This is a genomic window from Alteromonas sp. ABE4_545, assembly GCF_056161325.1.
In genome coordinates, this window is sequence record NZ_JBSWYY010000004.1 from 38420 (window position 1) to 54782 (window position 16363).

The following is a 16363-nucleotide window of genomic DNA, read 5'->3' on the forward strand; positions in this document are numbered from 1 at the left end:
GGCATGGCTTTGCACTGGCACATCGTGGGTAATGGCGCCATAGGCAGTTTGTTTGCCGCAAAACTACAACAAAATGGCATTCCGGTAAGTACTTATACGCGGTCTGCGTCGTCGCCAATTACTGTGACCTTCACTGATAACACTCAAACTACGCTCGCGCCTGCTCATAGCTCACCCCACACATTAAGTTGCCATGATATTTTGGTATTGCCGGTAAAGGTGTATCAAGTAGCTAACGCGATTGCGGATTGGCAGCCCTACCTGGCAGCCGATACTCCAATCATGCTGTTACACAACGGCATGGGCGGAATAGAGCAAGTGCGAAAGCTCTGCCCTACTCAGCCTGTCATAGCGACAACCACGACCCATGGCGCTTTAAAAACTCAACAAGCTGTAACACACACAGGAAAAGGCGACATTACTCTGGGGTTCGCTGACAACATAACCGTTAATAGTGAATGTCAAAAATTGTTGCATTGCGATCTCGAAGCCGCATTCAAGCCCATACATTGGCTCGAAAATATAAACGAGGCGTTGTGGAAAAAGCTCATTGTGAATGCAGCCATTAACCCGCTAACAGCAATACACCAATGCCAAAATGGCGAACTCAGAGAGCCTAAGTTTCGCGCTCAGATCACTCGTGTGGTGGACGAAGTAATCAGTGTCGCCAAAGCCTGTGGCATACCGGTTGATGATGCCAGTACGCTGAACCATGTTTATGATGTAATAACAGCCACAGCCGCCAATTACTCCAGTATGAACCGAGATGTTGCTAATAAACGCACTACCGAAATTGATGGCATAACGGGTTATATTATTGAGCGGGCAAAAGAAAAGGGTATTGATGTGCCCACCAATACCCTTTTGTATCATCAAATTAAGCAGTGCGAGAAAACCTACACCGCTTAATGACTTTTATTCTTCGCTCGCACTTTCTGCTTTTTCAAGCGGTTTCATGTGCGGGAACAAAATCACGTCTTTAATCGTTGGACTGTCTGTAAACAACATAGTCAAACGGTCAATACCAATCCCCTGACCTGCTGTTGGCGGCAAACCGTATTCCAACGCGTGAATATAATCTTCGTCGAAGTGCATGGCTTCATCATCGCCTGCGTCTTTCTCTTCAACCTGTTTGCGGAAACGTGCAGCTTGGTCTTCAGCGTCGTTAAGCTCGCTGAAGCCGTTCGCCAATTCACGGCCACCAACAAAGAATTCAAAACGGTCAGTAATGAAAGGGTTGTCGTCGTTACGACGTGCCAACGGCGATACTTCCCACGGATATTCAGTGATAAATGTAGGCTGTTCGAGTTTCTCTTCCGCAGTTGCTTCAAAGATTTCGCACAGATACTTACCCGCTCCCCAGATACCGTCGACTTCAGGCTCTTTGATGTGTAACTGTTTAGCCATAGCTTTTAGTTCATCAAGGTGCGCTTCAGGGTCGCGAATCGCTGCTTCGTTAGCTTCAGGCCAGTACTTCAGGATCGCTTCACCCATACTTAAACGGTCGAATGATTTGCCGAAGTCATAATGCTTCTCTTCAACCACATTACCTTCAGTATCACGTACTGTGTTAACTAACTTGGTGTCGCCCAAGATGTTGGTCGCCAAGGTGCGAAGCATATCTTCGGTAAGGTCCATCAAGTCGTTGTAGTCAGCGTATGCCTGGTAGAATTCAAGCATGGTGAATTCAGGGTTATGGCGTGTAGACAAACCTTCGTTACGGAAGTTACGGTTAATTTCGAAAACACGTTCAAAACCGCCCACAACCAAACGCTTCAAATAAAGCTCAGGCGCAATACGCAAGAACATCTCAATGTCGAGTGAATTGTGATGTGTAACGAATGGCTTGGCCGAAGCACCACCTGGGATCACCTGTAGCATTGGCGTTTCTACTTCGATGTAGTCGCGCTCTGTAAGGTAGTTGCGAATACCGTTAACGATTTGGCTGCGGATTTTGAAAGTTTCACGGGTTTTTTCACTCGTGATCAAGTCAACGTAACGCTGACGATACTTTGTCTCTTGGTCTGTTAGGCCGTGGAACTTTTCAGGTAACGGGCGCAGTGATTTAGTCAGCAGTTGGTACTGCTCCATGTTCACGTACAAATCGCCTTTGCCAGACTTGTGCAATGCACCAGCCACACCAATGATGTCACCAATATCCAATTGGCCGTACTTGGCTTTCAAGACTTTTTGCGTGTCTTTGTCTGCATAGGCTTGGATTCGGCCAGTCATGTCTTGAAGCAGCATGAAAGGACCGCGCTTAGCCATAATACGCCCGGCGATGCTGACTTTGTTATCTTGCTCTGCCAAGGTTTCTTTGTCTAACTCACCAAACGCCTTTTGCAATTCTTCGGCGTAGTTTTCACGACGGAAATCGTTTGGGAAGCCGTTGGCACGGCATTGCTCACGGATCGCACTTAACTTAGCGCGACGCTCAGCAATCAATTTGTTTTCATCTAATTGTTGGTCGCTCATAACCTGTTCACTTATGTTGTTCGCTTACAGGCCTGACTTCAGGCTTGCTTCGATAAATTTGTCTAAATCACCGTCAAGAACGGCTTGTGTGTTGCGATTTTCAACGCCAGTACGCAAGTCTTTAATACGTGAATCATCGAGTACGTAAGAGCGAATTTGGCTCCCCCACCCAATATCAGACTTGCTGTCTTCCATCGCTTGTTTTTCTGCGTTTTGTTTTTGTAACTCAAACTCATAAAGCTTGGCTTTTAACTGCTTCATGGCTTGGTCTTTGTTCTTGTGCTGTGAGCGGTCGTTCTGACACTGCACCACAATGCCCGTTGGTTCGTGGGTAATACGCACCGCAGAATCGGTTCTGTTTACGTGCTGACCACCCGCGCCAGATGCTCGGTACGTATCAATACGCAAATCTGCAGGGTTGATATCGATTTCAATATCATCGTCAATTTCTGGGTAAACAAACGCAGAAGCGAATGACGTGTGGCGGCGATTTCCTGAATCAAACGGCGACTTACGCACCAAACGGTGAACGCCGGTTTCAGTGCGCAACCAACCAAAGGCGTATTCACCTTCAAAGCGGATTGTCGAACTCTTCAAACCTGCCACTTCGCCTTCTGACACTTCAATCAGTTCTGTCTTCAGACCGTGCGCTTCACCCCAACGTAAATACATACGCGTGAGCATGTTACACCAATCTTGTGCTTCGGTGCCGCCAGAACCAGCTTGTAAATCAACGTAACAATCGCACGTATCATTAGGGCCAGAAAACATCCGACGGAATTCGAGTTTTTCTAACTCGGCAATTAATTGGTCAATTTCAGCCGATGCTTCGTTGAAGGTGTCTTCGTCTTCGGCTTCTACAGCCAATTCAACAAGCCCTTCGGCATCTTCTGCGCCTTGCTCTAGCTTTTCGATGGTTTCAACCACCTGCTCTAAGGCGACTTTTTCTTTACCCAAGGCTTGCGCGCGCTCTGGTTCGTTCCATACGTCAGGGCTTTCAAGCTCTCGGTTAACTTCTTCTAAACGCTCTGCTTTAGCGTCGAAGTCAAAGATACCCCCTAAGCGACTGAGTGCGCTCACGGATATCAGCAATCGCGTTTTGTACTGGATTTACTTCAAACATTTTTCGCTTGCTTACATAACTAAAAATTGGACGCGAGATAGTAACGAATTTACGGCAAATTTGATAGGGAAAGGGGAAGCAATTCCCCTTATTTTTTATTTTAACTTAGAAGCGAGGTCAACGGTTTGCGTTGCAACACCGGCAATTTGCTTGAGTGTTTTCTCATCCACCACCTGACCTTGTTCATCAATGGCTTTGCCGATAAATGAAAGCGCGGCTTGCGAGGGTGCAACAATACACCCCAAGTTTTGCATCAGCATACGCAATGGTACCAACACTCGCATTCCACCTAGCCCGCCGGGCGATGATGCCAATAAACCAACAACTTTACCTTTATAAGCAGTAAGCGGTTGCTCCCCTTCTTCGGTCATGCGTGAGGCCCAATCTATGGAATTTTTAAACAGCGCAGGGTAACTGCTATTGTACTCTGGCGATGCAATCAAAAAACCGTCGTGATCAATGAGCAATTGCTTAAACGCTTTTGCTGCGGCAGGCATTCCTTGTTCGGCTTCAAGATCTTCGTTGAATAGAGGCATGGGAAAATCTCCCAAATTGACAATGGTTACCTCGGCTCCTGCGTCTTCTGCCGCTTTTGCAGCAGCCGTTACAACAGCTTGATTAAATGAACCTTTTCGAGCACTACCTGAAAACGCCAGTATTTTCGTCATGATTATTCCTTGTTAACAGCCAAACAATAAGTGGTGTTAGATCACTCTAATCGGTTGTCGAAAAATTACAATTAGTCGAGTTAAAAAAGACGATAGGCCACATGAATCTTGGGTTTACAGGTCAATCCACTCACGCTCAATCTCTATTAGTTTGCATTTTATTTCCCCTGTAGCACACACGCATTTCAAGAAATATCAATAAATTCAACACATTGATAAAAAACTATAAAAATAAAAATAAATTTTACAAATTTCTATAATCCTTCCACACCTACAAAACGTTAAATAAATGTTAAACACACAAATGACACTGGAGAAAATGATGAAGTTACACAAGTACACGGTCATTGGTTGCGCCGCTTTTTTAGCTGCTTGTATGAATGACGACGACAACAAAGAGGAGGAGATGGCCCCCCCTTCTCCTACGTTTAACGTTAGTACCTCTTTCGAGATCAACCTGAGCGGCAAGCAACAAGTTCCAGCGAATATGTCGATGCAAATGGGGACAGCGACAATCGAACTAGACGAAACCTTGGGGTTAATTCGAGCCTCCGTGGATGTGAGTAGCGTGGAAGGTGTTCAGGCTGTTCACATTCACGATGGCGATATTGGCCGAAATGGAGACGTGGCATTTGCGTTCGAGAGTGATGGTGACGGTACCTATTCGCTGGCCGAAGCATCGGTAACGACTGACTTAGTTGAAGACTTACTCAGTGGGGAATGGTACGTCAATGTGCACACCGACGCTTTTGAAGATGGAGAACTGCGTGGCCAAATCACAACCGATGATATGGCGGTTGTTACGTTTATGCTAGACGGTAAACAAGAGGTACCCGCAGTTTCCACCATGGCCGATGGTTATGGCTACGCATTGGTTTCAACTGCAACGTATGACGTTGACTTAGTCGTATACACAGATGGTATTGACGATGCGACAGGCGCACATATACACACTGGTCGCCCCGGTAACAATGGGGACGTGTTAGTTGCATTGCAACAATCCATGGACGATATGACCATGTGGATGACACCCGAGGGTACTATGATAGACGAAGACACATTCGCTGTGCTGGCGTCGGGCGGACATTACGTGAATGTACATACTAGTGAAGTACCTAGTGGCGAAATTCGTGGGCAAATTCTAACCGACGATTATCAACTCGCAACGTTTGCGCTAAGTGGCGCTCAAGAAGTACCTGCGGTGGATACCTCGGCGTCTGGCAGTGGTTATGCATTAATCAACACGTCAACCAATGCTGTTGAAGTTACTGTTGTAACAGACGGCGTTGATGATGCCACAGCAGCTCACATTCACACTGGTCGCGTGGGAATGAATGGCGATGTGTTAGTTGCGTTGGAACAATCTGGAGACGATATGGGAAAATGGATGTCACCGGAAAATCTGACCGTAGACGCAGCCACTTATGATGTATTGGTGTCTGGTGGGCATTACGTAAATGTGCACACTCCTGCAAACGGTGGCGGTGAACTACGCGGGCAAATCCTCACTAACGACTTTGCACTCGCCACATTTGTGTTAAATGGCGAACAACAAGTGCCTGCGACAACATCCATGGCAACCGGCAATGGCTACGCTGTAGTAAATACAATGACTTACGACCTTGAACTCGTGGTATTGACTTCTGGTGTAGATGACGCCACCGCAGCACACATTCATACCGGCGACATCGGCATGAACGGGGATGTATTGGTCGCGCTGGAACAGTCTATGACCGACCCTGGTATGTGGATGACACCAGCCGACACTGCAATTAACGCAGATATTTTACCTGTTTTAGCGGCGGGTGGTCACTACGTGAATGTACATACTCCGGCCTTCCCGGGTGGTGAAATTCGCGGCCAGATTGTTACCCCAGAATATACCATTGTCACCTTCGCCCTGAGTGGTGCACAAGAAGTCCCTGCGGTTACTACCACTGCGTCTGGTAACGGTTACGCCATGGTTAATTCACTCAATTATGCCCTAGATGCCGTGATTCTCACTGAAGGTGTTGATGACGCCACGGCAGCTCACATTCATACCGGCAACTTGGGTGAAAATGGTGATGTGTTAACTGGGCTGGAGCAATCGATGGACGATGCGGGCATGTGGATGACGGCTGACGACACCATGCTCACCGCTGACATATTCCAAGTATTAGTCTCTGGTGGGCATTACGTGAATGTGCACACACCTGCTTTTCCTTCGGGTGAGTTACGTGGGCAAATTCAATAAACCATCTCGATAACGCATAAAAAAAGGCCCGAACAAAAGTTCGGGCCTTCTCGATCAAATCGACGGTACAAATTACATTTTATCGAGTGTTTCTATACCCAATAACGCCAAACCTTGTTGCAAAGTATTTGCCGCTAACGCAGCCAACGCTAAACGGCTGTTTCGCGTGGCTTCTGATACATCGTCTTTCAAAATTGGGCAAGCTTCATAGAAGCTCATAAACGCACTGGCAACATCGTATAAGTATGTGCAAAGCACATGAGGCGTAGCATCACGAGCAACAACACCAATACTTTCTTCGACCTGCATTAAAATAACCGCAAGCGCGTGCTCCTTCGGCTCAGTGAGCTTTATTTCGCCAGGAATTTGCGTCACCGGAATACCAGATTTGCGGAAAATACTTTGAATACGCGTATACGCATACTGCAAATAAGGTGCAGTATTACCTTCAAAGCTCAACATGGTATCCCAGTTGAACATGTAATCGGTAGTACGGTTTTTACTCAAGTCGGCATATTTAACGGCACCGATACCCACTTTACGCGCAACCTCTTTAAGCTCCTCTGCGCTCAAATCATTGTCTCGCTCAGCCAATAATTTTTCTGCACGCTCCACCGCTTCATCTAGCAATTCCACAAGCTTAACTGTGCCGCCTGAACGCGTTTTAAATGGCTTACCGTCATTACCCAACATCATACCAAATGGGCAATGCTCGTAGGTTTGCTGCTCTTGAATAAAGCCCGCTTTGCGGCCGACAATTTCAGTTTGTTTGAAATGCAACGCTTGACGCGCATCGGTCAAAATCAACGTGCGGTCTGCGTGTAAAGTATTGCTGCGATAGCGCATTGCAGCAAGGTCGGTGGTTGCGTACAAGTAGCCACCACCTGATTTTTGTACAATGTAAACCGCTGGGTTGCCTTCTTTATCCGCCAATTCAGGAATAAAGACCACTTGTGCACCTTGGTCTTCTACCGCAATGCCTTTTTCTTTTAACTCAGCGACCACGTTAGCTAGGTCGTCATTGTAAGCCGACTCACCCATAATGTCTTTGCGAGTCAGGCTCACGTTTAGCTTGTTATATACTTCTTCGCTGTGAGCAATAGACACATCAATAAATTGATGCCAAAGGGTCATACATGCTTGGTCACCGCTTTGCAGACGAACCACATATTCGCGAGCGCGGTCAGCAAAGCCCTCTTCCTCATCAAAGCGCACTTTGGCTTCACGATAGAAGGTTTCTAAATCAGACAACGCGGTTTCTGCCACTTGGTTAGCTTCTAGCTTATCGCTCAAATGGGCCAGTAACATACCAAATTGCGTCCCCCAGTCACCCATATGGTTTTGACGAATCACATTGTGACCTAAGAACTCCAACACTTTTACTACGGCGTCACCAATAATGGTGGTACGCAAGTGACCCACGTGCATTTCTTTAGCGAGGTTTGGCGACGAGTAGTCCACCACAATATTTTTTGCTGGGTCTTTGGCAATGCCAATACGCGGGTCGTGCAATGCTAACTCACACTGGTTTGCTAACCAGGTATCGTTTAAATGGATATTGATAAATCCTGGACCAGCGATTTCCAGTTTGCTCGCTACATCGTCAAGCACAACAGCATCAAGAATAGATTGTGCAATATCACGTGGCTTTTGCTTTAATTTCTTCGCCAGTGCCATGGCACCATTAAACTGATACTCGCCGAACTCAGGACGGTTGCTGCGCGCCACCGGTACGGGTGCATCAGTAATGTCTAATTTTTCCAACGCTTCGGTGAAGCGGCTAACTAATAAGGCGTGTATGTTCATGCTATATCTTAATGTTCGCGAGTCGTTTTAAATTCAATGTCAGGGTAACGTTCCTGCGCTAGTTGCAGGTTAACCATGGTCGGTGCGATATAAGTGAGATTGTCGCCACCGTCCAACGCTAAGTTTTGCTCTGCTTTACGGCGGAATTCGTCTAATTTCTTAGCGTCATCGCCATAAACCCAGCGAGCGGTACTTACGTTAATATGCTCGTAAATAGCGTCGACGTTATATTCTGCTTTTAAGCGCGCCACGACCACATCAAACTGTAGCACGCCCACTGCACCCACAATCAGATCATTGTTAATGAGTGGTCGGAAAACCTGAACAGCCCCTTCTTCTGACAGCTGGATCAACCCTTTCTGTAATTGCTTTTGTTTTAATGGATCTTTCAAGCGAATACGCTTAAATAGTTCAGGCGCAAAGTTGGGGATACCGGTAAAGCGGTAATTTTGCCCGGAAGTAAAAGTATCACCTATGCGAATAGAGCCATGGTTATGTAAACCAATAATATCTCCTGCGTAGGCTTCTTCAAGCAAAGCACGGTCACCGGCCAAAAACGTCAAAGCGTCAGAAATACGAATGTCTTTACCAATGCGCGAGTGACGCATTTTCATGCCTTTTTCATATTTGCCCGACACGATACGGCAAAAGGCGATACGGTCGCGGTGTTTAGGGTCCATATTCGCTTGAATTTTGAATACAAAGCCGCTAAAACCAGGCTCACTGGCTTCAATAGTACCTTCGTCAGTTTCGCGAGATTGTGGCGCTGGCGCCCACTCAACCAAACCGTCGAGCATGTGATCAACACCAAAGTTACCTAAGGCCGTACCAAAGAATACGGGTGTTAATTCACCTTCCAAGAACATTTCCAGGTCAAATTCGTTAGAAGCGCCCACCACCAACTCTAGCTCTTCGCGTAATTGGTCGGCTAAATCACTGCCTACCGCGTCATCAAGCTCTGGGTTGTCCAACCCTTTTATAATGCGTACGTCTTGGATTGTGTGGCCATGACCCGATTGGTACAAAATGGTTTCATTGCGGTGTAAATGATACACCCCTTTGAACTGCTTACCACAACCGATAGGCCAGGTAATTGGCGCGCACATAATGTTAAGCTCGGTTTCCACTTCATCCAGTAGTTCCATGGGATCACGGATATCGCGGTCGAGTTTGTTCATAAAGGTAATAATGGGCGTGTCGCGCAAACGCGTGACTTCCATTAATTTACGAGTGCGGTCCTCTACCCCTTTCGCCGCGTCAATCACCATTAGGCAAGAGTCTACCGCTGTTAACGTGCGGTATGTGTCTTCAGAAAAGTCTTCGTGCCCCGGGGTATCGAGTAAGTTTACCAAAGAATCAGCATACGGAAACTGCATCACGGAGGTCGTCACTGAGATACCCCGTTCTTTTTCCATATCCATCCAGTCAGATTTTGCGTGCTGACCTGAACCGCGACCTTTTACTGTACCGGCTGTTTGTAACGCTTTTCCGAACAAAAGCACTTTTTCAGTTATCGTGGTTTTACCCGCATCCGGGTGCGAAATAATGGCAAACGTACGGCGTTTGGCGATTTCTTCGGTCAATGACATGCGTAATCTGGTTCTACTTGATGGAAAGGCGCGAATTGTACCGACTTAGGCGAAAAATTTGAATGCCTGAAACCGAGTAATCGCCAGAATGGGCTAAATATTCTTTGGTTATTCGCTAAGTAACAAGAAAAAAGCGGAAAACTCATGGAATGACTTCCAAACGAAACAATTTTTGAGTACTTTTTAGTCAAAATAAATAAAACATGCAGGAAGCTAAATAATGCATCGCACACTCATCATCGCCTCACTATGTTCACTAAGCAGCGTAATATTTTCAGCCAAAGCCGACCAATACCACTATGGCAATTTACTGGTGGGAGGCAAAGCCAATGGGTATGGCGGCGCGTTCGTCGCCATTTCTGACGACTTATCCGCCATGCATTATAACCCTGCTGGCTTGAGTTTTCAGAGCAGCGCCCGTTCAGCTTCGGTCAATACTATGGCTTGGGAACAAACTGAATTTAATAATGCCTTTTTCAACGACGACGACTTTACCCGCAAGTCTTTTGCTGTTGTACCAGGCTTTTTAGGCATTAGTGGGCAAACAGATAAATGGTCGTATGGCACCTTTTTTACTGTTACCGATTTTAGCCAAGAGAGAACCACTGCCGAAGCGGTTTATACACTGCCTGCCACCTTCACCAGTTATGAACAACAAATGCAGGAGTTTGTCGATTATGACTTTGATAACGCCGCGTATAAATTGGGGTTCAGTGGCGCATATCAATTATCAGAAACATGGTCGATTGGCGCAACAATAGCGGGTAGATACATTTCCGAAATTTCGGCACAAGGTTCAGGCGCTGTCATCACCTATGTGACGCCTGAAGGTAATTTGCCCACAGGTTTTCACGCTTATCGCCGTATCGACGACTCAACATATATATTGTCACCTTCGGTCGGCGTACTGTGGAAAACCCCGAGCTTGAATATTGGTGGCAATATTACCAAAGATATCGCCTTGTCTCGCAGCTATGAAACGCTCAGTTCTGTGTCGGCGCCAATTGCTGCGGTATTAACGAGCAATGTATTTACGTCTTTTCGAGAAGAAATGAACTCCACGGCTAAGCAGTCTTATCCTTGGCATTTCTCAGCCGGCATGGCGTACAAGGTGGATGGCTGGGTGTTTTCCAGCCAAGTTGATTATTACACCGCAGTGACCGACGAGCCTGCCCGCGCCAACTATAACTTCCCAGTTACCCGAGAACTGGCCAGTGTCACCAATGTCGCCTTAGCGGTCAGTATGCCGCTGGCGGAAAACACCAAACTTATCGTAAGCTATTTTTCTGATAATTCTAATGGAAAAATCGATACAACCCTTGATTACCAACGAGTTGAGGCTATCGATACCCATGGCGTAAGTGTGGCACTTGAGTCTATGATTTTCGACTATCCTTTTACCATTGGCATGTACGCAAAGTCAGGGAGAGGCCAAGTCCGCTTTGCCGATATTCGTGTGGTTAACGATATTATGGGTGCCGAGTTGTACCCTGCAACGGATGACTTTGATATTGACCCAGCGAGAAAAAGCGCGGTGGTCGTGTTTGCCAGCTTAGACTTTTAATCTCTTATTCTACTATGTGCGGGGGCACATGCCCCTTCACTACTACTTCGCTAATATTGCCCCGACAATCCCATATCACTGTTGCAATAAATGTTTAATCATTGAGCAACAAAGCACTGTCACACTCCTGTCTCAGCTTTCTCATCCTCGTTAATAAGCGGTGATTTCATTATTTACATGTGAATAAATATTGACCAATTAGTCAGTATGTTGAATGCTGTATTTTCGAGTACTAGCTGTACCAAAGTACAGGCTCAAAGGAAGTCCAAGAAGTACAACTAAAAACCACATTGCCGACGTGGCAACAACAAGGAAAACACATGAACATGACAACTCGCATAACTCATGCGCTGGCTCTCTTGTCGACCATACCGACGATGAGCTATGGCGCTCAACTCACCTTGTCAGGGGTAATTGACGGGCCATTATCTGGTGGCGTTCCCAAAGCCATAGAAATTTATGTGGTAGAAGATATTGCAGATTTAAGTGTGTGTGGCGTAGGGTCAGCCAACAATGGCAGTGGCGCGACAATTCAAGAACTGACCTTTGATGCCGTATCAGCAACGGCGGGGTCGTTTATATACGTGGCCTCAGAAAGTGACGGGTTCACCAGTTTCTTTGGATTTGCCCCTGACTACACAGGATCTGCGGCAAATATAAACGGCGACGACGCCATTGAACTGTTTTGTAATGGTGAAATGATTGATGTTTTTGGCGACATAAATACTGACGGTTCGGGCACCGCTTGGGAATACACCGACGGCTGGGCTTACCGCTTAAGTGACACCAATGCCGATGGCAGCGAGTTTGTTCTCAGTAACTGGTATTTCAGTGGTACCGATACACTTGATGACGAAACCGGTAATGCCTCTGCTGCCAACCCCTTCCCAACCGCTTCGTTCCTATATGGAGACGCGGCTGATGGTTCGACCGATGAAGGCGACAGCGATCCTGATGACGGCTCAAACGATGGTGAAGACGATAGTGATAGCCCGGTTGTCACCAATGATCTTCTATTTAGCGAATATGTAGAAGGCAGCGGCAGTAACAAAGCCTTAGAGCTATACAATGGTACTGAAAATGCCATAGATCTAGCCGCCAACAATTACACCATTATTCGCTATGCCAATGGTAATACTTCAGGCGCAACAATTACACTCACAGGCAGCATTGCGTCTGGCGGCACTTTTGTATTGGTCAACCCCAGTGCCGAGGAAGCGTTACTCGCCTATGCCGATATGACATCGGGTACAGTAAGTCACAATGGCGATGATGCTTATGAGCTGTACAAAGATGGCGCTTTGGTAGACTCTTTCGGCCGAGTGGGTGAAGACCCTGGCTCAGCTTGGCGCTCAGGTGACACCACAACAGTGAACAACACCCTTCGCCGTTTAGCTTCTGTCACCACAGGTGATGTTAACAGTACCGATGAATTTGACCCCGCGAATGAATGGCAAGGTTTTGGTAATGATGTATTCGACGATCTCGGTAAAGTTGGAGGCAGCACGCCGGAGGAGCCAGTTTTTGAAGTAGGCAGTTGTAGTGATACTGCAACGTTGATTCATGACATTCAAGGTTCTGCTGAGCTATCACCTGTAGTGGGAGAAAGCCATGCGATCGAAGGTGTCGTAACGGCTTCATTTGATGGTTTAAGCGGTTTCTTTGTACAAGAAGAATCGGCTGACTTTGACCAAAACGACGGTACGTCTGAAGGCATTTTTGTTTATTACACGGGAGAGCAAACATTACCCGCTGCCGGAGATAAAGTAAGAACAGGTGGCGCAGTATCTGAGTACTATGATCGCACCCAAATAACCGCCGACGCTTATGTTACATGTGGTAGCGACTCTTACATCGTCACGCCTGTTGTTTTGCCATTCAGCGATGAAAACAGCAAAGAAGCCCTCGAAGGGATGGCGATTTCTTTTGCTGACGCTTTGACGGTGAGTGACAACTACACATTAGGTCAATACGGCGAAGTGACACTGTCGTCTCAACGACTGTTTACCCCAACTAATTTGTATACGCCCGGTTCTGCTGAAGCTATTGCACTTGAATCAAGCAACGCCCTTGATCGCATTGTGTTAGACGACGTAATGTCAGGCTCTTACCCAGACCCAATCATCTACCCAACAGGCAACTTGTCGGCATACAATACCTTGCGATTAGGCGATACGGTTACCCAGCTAACGGGCGTCATGGATTTCAGTTTCTCTGAATATCGCTTGTTACCTACTGTGTCACCCACTTTTATTCAGTCGAATCCCAGAACCACAGCGCCAGAGATTGCACCGGGCAATGTGAAAATTGCCAGTTTGAACGTGTTAAACCTGTTTAACGGCGACGGTGAAGGCAATGGCTTCCCAACCTCGCGAGGCGCAGACACGCTGGAAGAATTTGAGCGTCAGATCGCGAAAACCGTAGTGGCCATTATCGCATTAGATGCCGATGTCATTGGCTTGATGGAAATCGAAAATGACGGGTTTGAATCAACGTCTACCATAGTGCAACTCGTGGATAGATTAAACCAGGAAGTCGGTGAAGATCGTTATGCCTATGTCGATGCTGGAGCTGAGATTGGTACTGATGCGATTGCGGTGGGCATCTTGTACCAACCCCATCGCGTCAAGCTAGAGGGCGATGTGTTGATCAATACAGACGACATTTTCAACCGCCCACCACTGGCGCAAACATTCCGCTTGCGCAATCATCCGGTTCACGGTGGTGTATTCACTGTCATTGCCAATCACTTCAAATCTAAAGGGTGTGGCAGCGCATCCGGCGACGATACTGATCAAGGTGACGGGCAAGGTTGCTACAATGCCAAGCGCGTGAGTCAAGCCCAAACCTTGATAAACTGGATTGCTACCGACGCCACGCTCAGTGAACAAGACAACGTAATGGTACTCGGTGATTTAAATGCATACGCTAAAGAAGACCCTATTACCACTTTTGAAGCATCTGGCTACACCAACCTGATTGCAGACAAAAATGGCACTCAAGCCTACTCCTATCTGTTTGGTGGACGCGTGGGTTATTTAGACCACATGTTGGTATCTGAAAGCTTGTTAGCGGCTGCTGTTGACGCAACAGATTGGCACATTAATGCTGACGAACCAACAGTATTAGATTACAACGTTGAAAGAAAATCTGACCTACAAATAGCAGATTTCTACTCCGCGGACCCATACCGTATGTCTGATCATGACCCCGTTGTCGCCACGTTTATGCTCGAAAAAGACAAGCCGGGAAAAGGGCCTAAAGACAAACACAAAGAAAAGTGGAAGAAAAAAGTGAAGCGCTTTTTCAAAGCGGTTCATCAATTCTTTAGTTTCTTCTTTGGCTAAATGACGAATCAGGCGCCTCATGAGCACAATAATGAGCACGTGGGGCGCATTTACGTAAGTAATACGTAAATTTTCGTTCTTTTATGAACCAAATACCCTCTCACCGTTCGAATTGGGGTTTTCGTCTTGTTAACTTCCCTGCTACAGTAGGGAAAGTAACCAAAAGTAAACTTAAGTTGCAATGCATTGCATAGTCACTTTTGGTTAAATGATAACAAAGACTCAGTCAACTGAGCGCAGTGTTAGAGGGTAGTATATGGCGTCACACAGGTTTTTTTCGATCACCAGTTTGTCTCACTCTGGTTCAACGGTATTTTCCATGGCGTTAGCCTGTCATCAAAACTTGATCTCACTTGGTGAGGTATTTCAGGTTCTGAGATATGCGCCAGAATACTGGCTCAACGACACCGCACATGCCTGTAGCTGTGGTAAGCCCGCAAGCGAGTGCAGCTTTTGGGGGCCAACGTTAAAAGCGATTCAACAACGTGTACCCATGCCCAGCGATCGCTGTGATAAATATCAGCATGTAGCGCCAGCTTATCAAGTGCTACTCGAGCAATTTCACCAAAAATATGGCCACGATAAGTTCATGGTAGACACGTCTAAAGGCGTGCGCCATCTAAAACTCATGGCCAACCACCCTGAACTAAACCCAACCGTATATTTTTTAATGCGCGATGTGCGTTCATTTGCCTGTTCGCAAACTCGGTTAGCAAAAAAACAAAAGCGCCAAGGGTACAAACGCATAAAGGGACATTACTGGTTTCAAATGCTGAAGTGGTATTTTGGCAACCGTAAACGAGAGAACTTACTCAAACAAAGTGATATGAACTTCACGAAGTTGGGGTACGAACATTTTTGCTTTAATGCAGCCGACGTTTTAAAAACACTTTATCAGGAAGCTGGGCTACCGCCGAAACAATGCGACAAAAGTTTGCAAGAAGCCGAGCACCACATTCTGTTTGGCAATCCAATGCGCTTGTCGGCAGAGAAGTCTTCCGAAATTAACTATGACTCGCGCTGGCTAAAAGAAGAAGGCTATTTGCTGCCCGCATGTTTGATGCCTTTTGTGATGAAGTACAACAACTCAAACGTGTATCAAGGCTAATTATGTGAACAAGAGACGCATGATAATTGCGTCTTCTTTTTCTCCCGTCTGTGCATGCGTGTAATACCCTTTGCGGGTTTCGATGGTTTCAAAGCCGTACTTATTGTACAAACTCACGGCAGCAACATTTCCGGCTCTCACCTCCAACCACAAACTCGCCATTGAAGCCTGTTCGCATTCATTGATGATATGCTTCATCAATGTGTTGCCATGCCCATTACCGCGAACTGCGTCATCAACCGCAATATCCATTAGCGTTGCTTCATCAACTACCATCAACAAAACGGCGTACCCTAGGGTAATGGCATTATCTACTAGCACATAACCAGCATAGGGAGAGGTTTGACAGTCTGCAAAGGTGCTGAAAGACCAAGGGTTAGGGTGGGCAACTTGATGCAATGCATAGGCTTGAGCTAAACGCTCATCACTGAGAGGTAAAATGGACAT

The 16363-nt window shown here is 46.6% G+C and carries 11 protein-coding genes; 5 read left to right on the forward strand and 6 right to left on the reverse strand.

Going from position 1 to position 16363, the window contains the following annotated elements; genetic code table 11:
* Positions 1-3 precede the first annotated feature (3 nt).
* Positions 4-909, forward strand: coding sequence for a ketopantoate reductase family protein (locus tag ACXAH6_RS05330; RefSeq protein ID WP_474875608.1), 906 nt, complete (start codon positions 4-6; stop codon positions 907-909).
* 6 nt (positions 910-915) lie between these two features.
* Here the strand turns inward: ACXAH6_RS05330 and lysS are convergent, their stop codons facing one another.
* The 3 genes from lysS to ACXAH6_RS05345 all read right to left on the reverse strand — a co-directional run bounded on the left by lysS (position 916) and on the right by ACXAH6_RS05345 (position 4266).
* Entirely contained in the window at positions 916-2475 is a 1560-nt protein-coding gene (gene lysS, locus ACXAH6_RS05335; RefSeq protein WP_474875609.1) for a lysine--tRNA ligase, read from the reverse strand.
* A gap of 24 nt (positions 2476-2499) precedes the next feature.
* A protein-coding gene (gene prfB / locus ACXAH6_RS05340; RefSeq protein ID WP_474875610.1) for a peptide chain release factor 2 occupies positions 2500-3598 on the reverse strand; the annotation gives its coding sequence in 2 pieces (ribosomal slippage) (positions 2500-3522 and positions 3524-3598; 1098 coding nt in all).
* Positions 3599-3693: 95 nt separating this feature from the next.
* Positions 3694-4266, reverse strand: a complete 573-nt coding sequence (locus ACXAH6_RS05345; protein ID WP_474875611.1) for an NADPH-dependent FMN reductase — start codon at positions 4264-4266, stop codon at positions 3694-3696.
* A gap of 319 nt (positions 4267-4585) precedes the next feature.
* On the opposite strand from ACXAH6_RS05345, the gene ACXAH6_RS05350 reads away from it, so the two are divergent.
* Positions 4586-6502 (forward strand): CHRD domain-containing protein, encoded by a 1917-nt coding sequence (locus ACXAH6_RS05350; protein ID WP_474875612.1) that lies wholly within the window; start codon positions 4586-4588, stop codon positions 6500-6502.
* Between the two features lie 72 nt (positions 6503-6574).
* On the opposite strand, the gene argS is transcribed toward ACXAH6_RS05350, so the two are convergent.
* Positions 6575-8308: an arginine--tRNA ligase gene (gene argS / locus ACXAH6_RS05355; protein WP_474875613.1), complete on the reverse strand. Its 1734-nt coding sequence runs from the start codon at positions 8306-8308 to the stop codon at positions 6575-6577.
* 8 nt (positions 8309-8316) lie between these two features.
* On the reverse strand, positions 8317-9897 hold the full coding sequence (prfC, locus tag ACXAH6_RS05360; RefSeq protein WP_474875614.1) for a peptide chain release factor 3: 1581 nt from the start codon (positions 9895-9897) through the stop codon (positions 8317-8319).
* A gap of 220 nt (positions 9898-10117) precedes the next feature.
* Here prfC and ACXAH6_RS05365 point away from each other — a divergent pair, with 220 nt between their 5' ends.
* The 3 genes from ACXAH6_RS05365 (at position 10118) to ACXAH6_RS05375 (ending at position 15916) form a co-directional block, all read left to right on the forward strand.
* On the forward strand, positions 10118-11461 hold the full coding sequence (locus ACXAH6_RS05365) for a hypothetical protein (protein WP_474875615.1): 1344 nt from the start codon (positions 10118-10120) through the stop codon (positions 11459-11461).
* Positions 11462-11781: 320 nt separating this feature from the next.
* On the forward strand, positions 11782-14808 hold the full coding sequence (locus tag ACXAH6_RS05370; RefSeq protein ID WP_474875616.1) for an ExeM/NucH family extracellular endonuclease: 3027 nt from the start codon (positions 11782-11784) through the stop codon (positions 14806-14808).
* Positions 14809-15064: 256 nt separating this feature from the next.
* The gene (locus ACXAH6_RS05375; RefSeq protein WP_474875617.1) at positions 15065-15916 is read left to right on the forward strand and encodes a hypothetical protein; all 852 of its coding nucleotides are present in this window, start codon (positions 15065-15067) and stop codon (positions 15914-15916) included.
* Here ACXAH6_RS05375 and rimI read toward each other — a convergent pair whose 3' ends face one another.
* Positions 15917-16363: a ribosomal protein S18-alanine N-acetyltransferase gene (gene rimI, locus ACXAH6_RS05380; RefSeq protein WP_474875618.1), complete on the reverse strand. Its 447-nt coding sequence runs from the start codon at positions 16361-16363 to the stop codon at positions 15917-15919.

What these genes read in the sequence shown, in the direction of transcription:
- ACXAH6_RS05350 (WP_474875612.1), top strand. Translation starts at nt 4,586, where the DNA reads ATGATGAAGTTACACAAGTACACGGTCATTGGTTGCGCCGCTTTTTTA.
- lysS (WP_474875609.1), bottom strand. Translation starts at nt 2,475, where the DNA reads ATGAGCGACCAACAATTAGATGAAAACAAATTGATTGCTGAGCGTCGC.
- prfC (WP_474875614.1), bottom strand. Translation starts at nt 9,897, where the DNA reads ATGTCATTGACCGAAGAAATCGCCAAACGCCGTACGTTTGCCATTATT.
- ACXAH6_RS05365 (WP_474875615.1), top strand. Translation starts at nt 10,118, where the DNA reads ATGCATCGCACACTCATCATCGCCTCACTATGTTCACTAAGCAGCGTA.
- ACXAH6_RS05375 (WP_474875617.1), top strand. Translation starts at nt 15,065, where the DNA reads ATGGCGTCACACAGGTTTTTTTCGATCACCAGTTTGTCTCACTCTGGT.
- rimI (WP_474875618.1), bottom strand. Translation starts at nt 16,363, where the DNA reads ATGTCCATTTTACCTCTCAGTGATGAGCGTTTAGCTCAAGCCTATGCA.
- ACXAH6_RS05330 (WP_474875608.1), top strand. Translation starts at nt 4, where the DNA reads ATGGCTTTGCACTGGCACATCGTGGGTAATGGCGCCATAGGCAGTTTG.
- argS (WP_474875613.1), bottom strand. Translation starts at nt 8,308, where the DNA reads ATGAACATACACGCCTTATTAGTTAGCCGCTTCACCGAAGCGTTGGAA.
- ACXAH6_RS05345 (WP_474875611.1), bottom strand. Translation starts at nt 4,266, where the DNA reads ATGACGAAAATACTGGCGTTTTCAGGTAGTGCTCGAAAAGGTTCATTT.
- ACXAH6_RS05370 (WP_474875616.1), top strand. Translation starts at nt 11,782, where the DNA reads ATGAACATGACAACTCGCATAACTCATGCGCTGGCTCTCTTGTCGACC.